Origin of the sequence: Clostridioides sp. ZZV15-6388 (assembly GCF_020657755.1) — a bacterium.
In the GTDB taxonomy this organism is placed as follows: Bacteria; Bacillota; Clostridia; order Peptostreptococcales; family Peptostreptococcaceae; genus Clostridioides.
The window spans coordinates 22,727-30,563 of the sequence record NZ_JAGWCU010000040.1; the positions used below are offsets into that span (position 1 = coordinate 22,727).

Here is a 7,837-nt window from a genome sequence, read left to right on the forward strand (position 1 = left end):
TGTTTGAATGGCTTATGATTTTTACTTGGATGGAGTACAATTACCAATTACACCTGGCAAATTAGAAATAAAAACAACAAACAAAAATAAAACTGTAGACCTTATAAATGATGGAGAAGTAAACATATTAAAGACTCCTGGTCTATCTGAAATAAGTTTTGAAGCAGAATTTACACATAATAAACTACCATTCTATCGAGGTACTTTTAAAGATGTTCAATTCTTTTTAAGTAAACTAGAACTACTAAAGACAGATTGTAAGCCATTTCAATTCATTGTATCTCGACAACTTGGGAATAAAGTACTATTTAATACAAATAGAAAAGTATCACTTGAGGAATATAACATAGTAGAAGATGCAGACAATGGTTCAGATTTTAAGGTAGCTATTAAATTAAAGCAATATAGAGATTACTCAACTAGAAAATTAGTTCTTGCTCCTCCTAAAAGTGATACTGGTAGACCTAATGTAAAGATAGAACCTAAGAGAGTTGATTCGGTCAATGCCCCAAACGCTAAAACATATACAGTCAAAAGTGGTGATTCTCTTTGGGCAATTTGTCAAAAGCAATTAGGAAATGGTTCACTATATAAGAAAGTATATGAACTAAATAAAACAATGATGGATAAAGCAAATAAGGGTAAAAAAGTACCTAAATACACCATCTATAAAGGGCAGGTGTTAAAACTTGGCTGATGAATTAGTATTAGCAAATGATAGAGATGTAAGGTTAGTTATTGCTCATTGGGAAGATTTCTATGAGCCAGTTGTCCTTGATAACATAACATGGGAGATAGAAAGACGAGGTACACCAAGTAAATTAGAATTTACAATCGTCATGGATGATATACTACAATTCTGTGAAGGTAATTCAGTGAGATTATATTACAAGGGTGTAGGCATATTTTATGGATATATATTTCAGAAGAAAAGAGATAAAGAAAATCACATTAAAATTGTTGCTTACGACCAGTTGAGATATTTTAAGAATAAAGATACTTATGTTTTTAAAAATTATACAGCAAGTGAAATAATAAAAATGTTAGCTGACGATTTTAAACTAAAGTGTAAATCTATAGAAGATACTAAGTATAAAATATCTAGGATAGAAGAAAATAAAACACTTTTTGACATGGTGCTAACAGCTTTAGATGATACTTTAAGAGAGAAAAAGGAAATGTATGTACTCTATGATGATTTTGGTCGGCTAGTATTAAAGAATGTAGCTTCTATGAAATTAGATGTAGTTATGAATAATGATGTGATTGAGGATTTTGACTATAATTCTTCGATTGATAGTGATACTTATACTCAAGTAAAATTATTAAAAGAGGATGAAAACACAGGTCAAAGGATTTCTACTACAGTAAAAGATTCAGTTCATATAAGAAGTTGGGGAGTTCTACAACTATTTGATACAGTAGATAGTAACGTGACAAAAGCAGAAATGGACAAAAAAGCAGAAATGCTCTTAAAATTATATAATAAGAAAACTAAGTCATTAAGTCTTAAAAATGTGCTTGGAGATATTAGAGTAAGAGCAGGTTGTTTAGTACCTGTTTTTTTGTCGTTAGGAGATATTGAGTTACAAAATTATATGTTAGTTGAGAAAGTAAAACATACATTTGAAAATAACAGTCATTTTATGGACCTAACTTTGGTTGATGGAGACGAATTTGCTTCTTATTCTTCTTCAAGCTACAGTAGTGGAAATGCAAATAATAAAGATGAAAAGAAAAATGGTCCTGCACAAAATACTACAAGCAAAGAAGATAATGACATGATAAATAAATTAAATAAAGTATTTAAAGGTAAATTATCAAATACAGGAAATATATTTGTTAAATATTCAAATGCTTATAAAGTTAATCCAGCACTCATGGCTGCTATATCTATGCACGAATCAGCTAGAGGGACTTCAAATATTGCAAATACTAAAAATAATTTCTTTGGAATGAAAGGAATGTCTTTTGGCTCTGTAGATGAAGGAATAAAAAGAGGTATAAGTAATTTATCAAGAAATTATATTCATATAGGAAGGAAAACATTAGAAAGTATAAGAGATAAATATGCTCCACTTTATGATAGTCCTCTTAATAAAGATTGGGTACCAGGAGTAGGCAAATTTTATAAACAAATAACAGGAAATGCATATAGTTCTAATAGTGCAGGTACAGGAGTTGGGAGCAATGAAGAAGCAGAAAAGAATTTAAAAGATACAACTTATCAAGTTCAAAATAGTAACAATGCTAATACATCAACAAACAATAATAGTAAAGTAAGTAAAGTTATTCAAGAAGCAAAAAATCAACTTGGCAAGCCTTACAAATGGGGTGGTAATGGTCCAAAGAGTTTTGACTGTAGTGGTCTTATGGTGTGGGCATTTAAAAGAGGTGCAGGAATAAATCTCAAAAGAGTTTCAGCAGACCAATCAAAAGATAGTAGAGGGAAACTATTATGCAACATAAATGATGTAAAAGCAGGTGATTTAGTATTCTTTAAAAACGAACAAGGAAAAGTACATCATGTTGGACTTTATATAGGAAATGACCAATATATTCATGCTCCACAAACTGGTGACGTAGTAAAAATAAGTAGTTTAAGTGGTAGACAAAAGAAAAAGCATGATTTTGCAAGAGCTAGAAGATTCTTTTAAGCGAGGTGATAAAATGAGCCAAGAATTATTGCAAATAATCAAGAAAGCAGCAATGGATGCAGTAGAAACAAGTAATCCAATGCAAATTGCATTTGGAACTATAGAAAGTGTTAATCCTTTAGTAGTTAAGATAGAGCAAAAAGCATCTTTTGAAGAATCTTTTCTAATACAAACAGATACATTTAAAAGATATACAGACAAAAAGGTGGGAGACAAATTGGTTTTAATTCGTATGCAAGGAGGACAACAATACTTGATTTTAGATAGGATGTGATGAAGTGTTACCAAGCGATAATTTGGATTATGATATTGAAGATGTATCAATTATAAATTTTGATGTAAGACAAGAGCCTAGTAAGACTTTTAAATTAAATATAGAAAAATCTAAGATAGATGGTATTTGTGATGATGTGGAAGCATTAAAACAGACCATCTTTTTAATTTTAAACACAGAGAGATACCAACATTTAATTTACTCTTGGAATTATGGAGTCGAGTTGAACGACCTTATTGGAGAGCCTATATCCTTTGTAATACCCGAACTTGAAAGACGAATCAAAGAAGCACTAATTCAAGATGATAGGATTGAAAATGTAGATAATTTTGAGTTTGAAAATATAAAAGGAAAGGTCCATTGTAAGTTCACAGTTTACAGTAAATATGGAAATATAAAAGCAGAGAAGGTGGTGAGTGTTTAGTGTTTGAGTTAATGACTTTTGAAAATATAATTAAAAGAATGTTAGATAGTGTACCAGATACTTTTGATAAAAGGGAAGGTTCTATAATATATAATGCTCTTGCTCCTGTTGCTATAGAACTTACAGAAACTTACATTGCCATGGATGAATTACTAGACCAAACATTCGTAGATACTGCTAGTTATTACTATTTAGAGAAGAGATGTAAGGAAAGAGGAATCACACCTTTGCCTGCTACTAATACAATTGCTAAAGGAGTATTTAACATAGATATTCCTATTGATTCAAGATTCAACTTAGGAGAGTATAACTATGTAGCAATTGAGAGAATATCTGAAGGTATATACAAGATGAAATGTGAAACTGCTGGACCTATATTTGAACTTGGTCAGTTGATTCCAATTGAATATATAGATGGTCTTGAAACTGCTGAGTTAACAGAAATATTGATAAATGGAGAAGATGAAGAATCTGAGGACAGTTTAAGACAAAGATATTATGATAGTTTAAATTCCCAATCTTTTGGGGGTAATATACAAAACTATAAGGATGAAGTTAATAAATTGCCTGACGTTGGGGGAGTTAAAGTATATCCAGTTTGGAACGGTGGAGGTACTGTTAAGTTAGTAATAATTAATTCTAATTTCAAAGTACCATCTGATGATTTAGTTAATTTAGTTCAAGAAGAAATTGACCCTATACAAAATCAAGGAGAAGGTATTGGATTAGCACCAATAGGTCATAGAGTCACTGTTGAAGGAGTTACAAGTACAACTATAAATATAAGTACTACAATAACATATAAGAGTGGTTACACTTGGGAGAATATAAAGACTATAGCAGAAGAAGCAATAGACGACTATTTAAATGAGTTAAATATGAGTTGGGAAGATGAAGAGAACTTAATAGTTCGTATATCTCAGATAGAAACTCGTTTGTTAAGTATAGATGGAGTGTTAGACATTGCAAACACAATGATAAATGATGTTTCATCAAATTTTAGTGTTGATAAAGATTCTATAGTAGTAAGAGGTGAAGTAGTTGGATAAAGAGATTAATTTAATAAATTACTTGCCACAAATTCTACAAGATAAAGAAGAATATGAGAAGATATTTAATACAGAAAATAAAGAAATAAAAACACTACATGATAAATTAAAGGACCTATCAAATGACCAGTTTTTAGAGGACCTAACTATAAGTGGTATAAAAAGATGGGAAAAGATAATGTCTATAACTCCTAAAAGTAATGAGAGTTTAGAAGATAGAAGGTTTAGGATTTTTAGTAAATATATAAGTAAACTACCTTACTCAGAGAGATTTTTAAGGAACTGGCTAGATAATGTAGTTGGAGAAGGCAATTATGAATTAACTATTAATAATGCTACTTATAACATACACCTTGAGAGTGATGCTAGAAATCAAGATTGGTTTGAGGAAGTTCATTCTTTTGTAAGTAATATTAAGCCGTGTAACATGACACTAGATTACACTAGAGTGCTTATAAGCAAAGACAATTATATGAATTTTGGTATAACAACCTTAATGGGTCAAGAAATAACTATATACCCTTGGAGTCCACCAGATATAGAAACTTATGGAGAAATTGATGTATTAACTGGCAATGGAGTTGGATACCAAGAGATAACAATATTTTAGGAGGTGATATATTGGCTATAGATAAAAGTTATTACACTATAATTACAGATGTAGGAAAAGCAAAGATAGCAAATGCAAGTGTCACAGGTAATAAAGTGGGATTTGTAAAAATTCAACTTGGTGATGGAGGAGGGAGTGAATATACTCCAACTGAGAGTCAGACAGCTCTCAAAAATGTGGTATGGGAAGGCAATATCGGAAATACAACTACAGATGAAACTGCACCAAATTGTATAATATTAGAGAGTTTAATACCATCAAGCGTAGGCGGGTTTATGATAAGAGAAATAGGATATTTAGATGATGAAAATAATTTAATTGCCATTTCTAAATACAAAGAGTGTTATAAACCTTCTATAGAACAAGGTGCAGTGGTAGACATGAAGGTTAAAACTGTGCTTATTGTATCTAATGTAAATAATATAGAGCTTAAAATTGACCCTACTATAATTTTTGCAACACTTAAAGACATACAAGATTTAGACACTAAACTAGGTACTGTTAATACTAAAATTGATACAACTAAAACAGAGATTAACAATAAAATAGGTGATACAACACAACTTAACACAACAGATAAAACAAATATAGTTAGTGCATTGAATGAGGTAAAAACTAGTGTGGATAGTATAGAAACAACAGCAGAGAAAACAAGTATAAAAGATGCAGATAACTTATTTGAAAGTGACAATGTAGAGGGAGCATTAAAAGAAGTGATGCAAGAAGTAAAGGGTAATAGAACTAGTATTATATCAACGATAAACAGTAATTTGCTACCAATATAAGGAGGTGATAAAGTGAAGATATGGAAATATAATAGAACTGTGAAGAAAAGAAGAGGTGTCTATACAGAATTAGATATACTTGCACAAAGGTATGAATTTGAAACAGATGGGAAACTTTATACAGCTTATTTTCATTTATATACTAATAAGGATATAGATATATTCAGAGATAAAGATTTGTATAAAAATTCTTATATGATGGACTATAGAGTTGGAAATGTAACAACTGATGTTGATGATGTAGTACAACAAACAACTACAGTAAGATTTATACCTGACCCTGTTATTGATATTGCTATTGATAACATTAGCAGAGGATGTGAAATAAACTACAGAATTATAGATAATGAACCAAACATAAAATTTATTGTTACAGAAAAATTAAATGGCACAATAATAGAAACGAAGACAAATTCTAGTGATAATAATTATAAACTTAAATTAACTGATGAACAAATAGTACCATTAGCACTCAATTCCTCAAATTCAATAGTAATAGAAATAAGTACAGAAGATGGTGGATTAGTAACAAGTAAAACAGTAACATTTACAAGAACAAATAATAAACCATTTATTTTAGTTAATTCATATAATTCTAATTCTGCAAAGTTTATAGCATCTGATTTAGATAATAATTTAAGTAAAATAGAGTGGTATTTAGATGATGTATTAAAAGAAACAATAACAACAGATTTAACAGCAGAGAAAACAATAAACTATGAACTTATAGACAATGCAATACACACACTTAAAATAGTTGCTACAGATGCAGAAAATGCAACAGCAGAAAAAGTTTTGAGCATAAGTAAAGAAATAATGCCACTTCAAGAAGATGCTAGTTTAAGTGATATATCAACTAAGCTAACAGAGATTGGAGAAGGGTTTAAGAATGGTAAAACAAGTATTATAAATACTTTAGAATTAAAGAATATAGAAGCAAGTTTAAATAATACGTTAGTCGAGTTATCGGAGAAAATAAAAACAAGTTTTGATAGTTCAGACGCTAGTGTGCAGGATTTGATGAATCAGCTAACACAAGCTAATAATACTATAAGTCAATTAAATACAAAATATAAGTATGCAAGTGGCACTATTGATGTTGTTAAAAATAGTTCTTTAATGGCTAATTTATATGGAGAGTCCTCTGGTAGACAACCTGGTACTTGGCTTAAGATTGATAATTTAGGTTTTATTCCTAATATTTTTGTTGCTGAATGTCAATATGTTACTTCTAGTAATTATATTTTTAAACATATTGTTATTGCTACTTATAATATAAAGTGGTTTTTGAACAAAAAAGATTTTTCGGCTAGAATTGTATTTACTAAAGAAAAAAATTCTAATCAAGATTTTAGTGGGAGTGGACTTATTTATTCAAATAATGAGCGTGATGTATATATAAATAATAAAGGCATTAATGTTCCTGCAAGTAGTCCCAATGTTTCTAGTTACCTACATTCTTGGTATGCTATAAAATTTATATAAAAGAGGTGATAATATGAATAGAAAAAATAGAATAATTTACGACCAAACAGGCAAGATATGGCTTCAAACTGGTGAAGCAACAGGAGACATATTAGAACATGATGAAATAACCGAATTACATTGTATTGATATTGAATATGGAAGTATAGATTATACCAAAAATAGAATTACAGGTATAAATATAGAAACTAAACAACCAATTTTAGAAGAAATACCAATATATGTGAGTGATGAAGAAAAGAGAATACAAGAGTTAGAAAATCAGATTTTACTCAATGAAAATGAAAAAGTAGGAGGATTATTATAATGATAAATAATGTTGTAGTAAGAATACTAGCAGAAAGAATTCTAAACAAAGGATTGAACCCTTTGAAAAATCGAGAATTTGAATTAGACGATGTGACTAACACAGAGTACAGAAAGGCTGTAGAGGATTATATAATTGAACATAGTGGAGCGTTAGAAGGAATAGAACCTACAGTATAGGTTCTTTTTTTATTCCTAAAAATATATAAAGTCATTTACATTTTGCCTATATTTTGTAGACGTTTAT

At 29.8% G+C, this 7,837-nt stretch carries 10 protein-coding genes; all 10 read left to right on the plus strand.

Going from position 1 to position 7,837, the window contains the following annotated elements; genetic code table 11:
- Positions 1-7: 7 nt before the first annotated feature.
- The 10 genes from KGF48_RS17590 to KGF48_RS17635 are packed head-to-tail and all read left to right on the plus strand — an operon-like array spanning position 8 to position 7,770.
- Positions 8-697: a LysM peptidoglycan-binding domain-containing protein gene (locus tag KGF48_RS17590; RefSeq protein WP_227868371.1), complete on the plus strand. Its 690-nt coding sequence runs from the start codon at positions 8-10 to the stop codon at positions 695-697.
- Entirely contained in the window at positions 690-2,657 is a 1,968-nt protein-coding gene (locus KGF48_RS17595) for an NlpC/P60 family protein (protein ID WP_227868372.1), read from the plus strand. The genes KGF48_RS17590 and KGF48_RS17595 overlap by 8 nt, the downstream gene beginning before the upstream one ends.
- A 13-nt stretch (positions 2,658-2,670) precedes the next feature.
- Entirely contained in the window at positions 2,671-2,931 is a 261-nt protein-coding gene (locus KGF48_RS17600) for a DUF2577 domain-containing protein (RefSeq protein ID WP_227828550.1), read from the plus strand.
- Positions 2,932-2,935: 4 nt separating this feature from the next.
- A complete protein-coding gene (locus tag KGF48_RS17605) occupies positions 2,936-3,355 on the plus strand; it encodes a DUF2634 domain-containing protein (RefSeq protein WP_227868373.1) in 420 nt (139 codons plus the stop codon).
- Entirely contained in the window at positions 3,355-4,404 is a 1,050-nt protein-coding gene (locus KGF48_RS17610) for a baseplate J/gp47 family protein (RefSeq protein ID WP_227868374.1), read from the plus strand. Before KGF48_RS17605 ends, KGF48_RS17610 begins: the two co-directional genes overlap by 1 nt.
- Positions 4,397-5,014 carry a YmfQ family protein gene (locus KGF48_RS17615; protein ID WP_227868375.1) on the plus strand — a complete coding sequence of 206 codons (618 nt, stop codon included), beginning with the start codon at positions 4,397-4,399 and terminating at the stop codon, positions 5,012-5,014. Before KGF48_RS17610 ends, KGF48_RS17615 begins: the two co-directional genes overlap by 8 nt.
- 11 nt (positions 5,015-5,025) lie before the next feature.
- Positions 5,026-5,799, plus strand: coding sequence for a phage tail protein (locus KGF48_RS17620; RefSeq protein WP_227868376.1), 774 nt, complete (start codon positions 5,026-5,028; stop codon positions 5,797-5,799).
- Between the two features lie 12 nt (positions 5,800-5,811).
- Complete coding sequence (locus tag KGF48_RS20770) at positions 5,812-7,284, plus strand: hypothetical protein (protein WP_227868377.1); 1,473 nt, start codon at positions 5,812-5,814, stop codon at positions 7,282-7,284.
- A gap of 13 nt (positions 7,285-7,297) precedes the next feature.
- Positions 7,298-7,591, plus strand: coding sequence for a hypothetical protein (locus KGF48_RS17630; RefSeq protein ID WP_227868378.1), 294 nt, complete (start codon positions 7,298-7,300; stop codon positions 7,589-7,591).
- Positions 7,588-7,770, plus strand: a complete 183-nt coding sequence (locus KGF48_RS17635) for a hypothetical protein (protein WP_227868379.1) — start codon at positions 7,588-7,590, stop codon at positions 7,768-7,770. Before KGF48_RS17630 ends, KGF48_RS17635 begins: the two co-directional genes overlap by 4 nt.
- Positions 7,771-7,837: the final 67 nt, after the last annotated feature.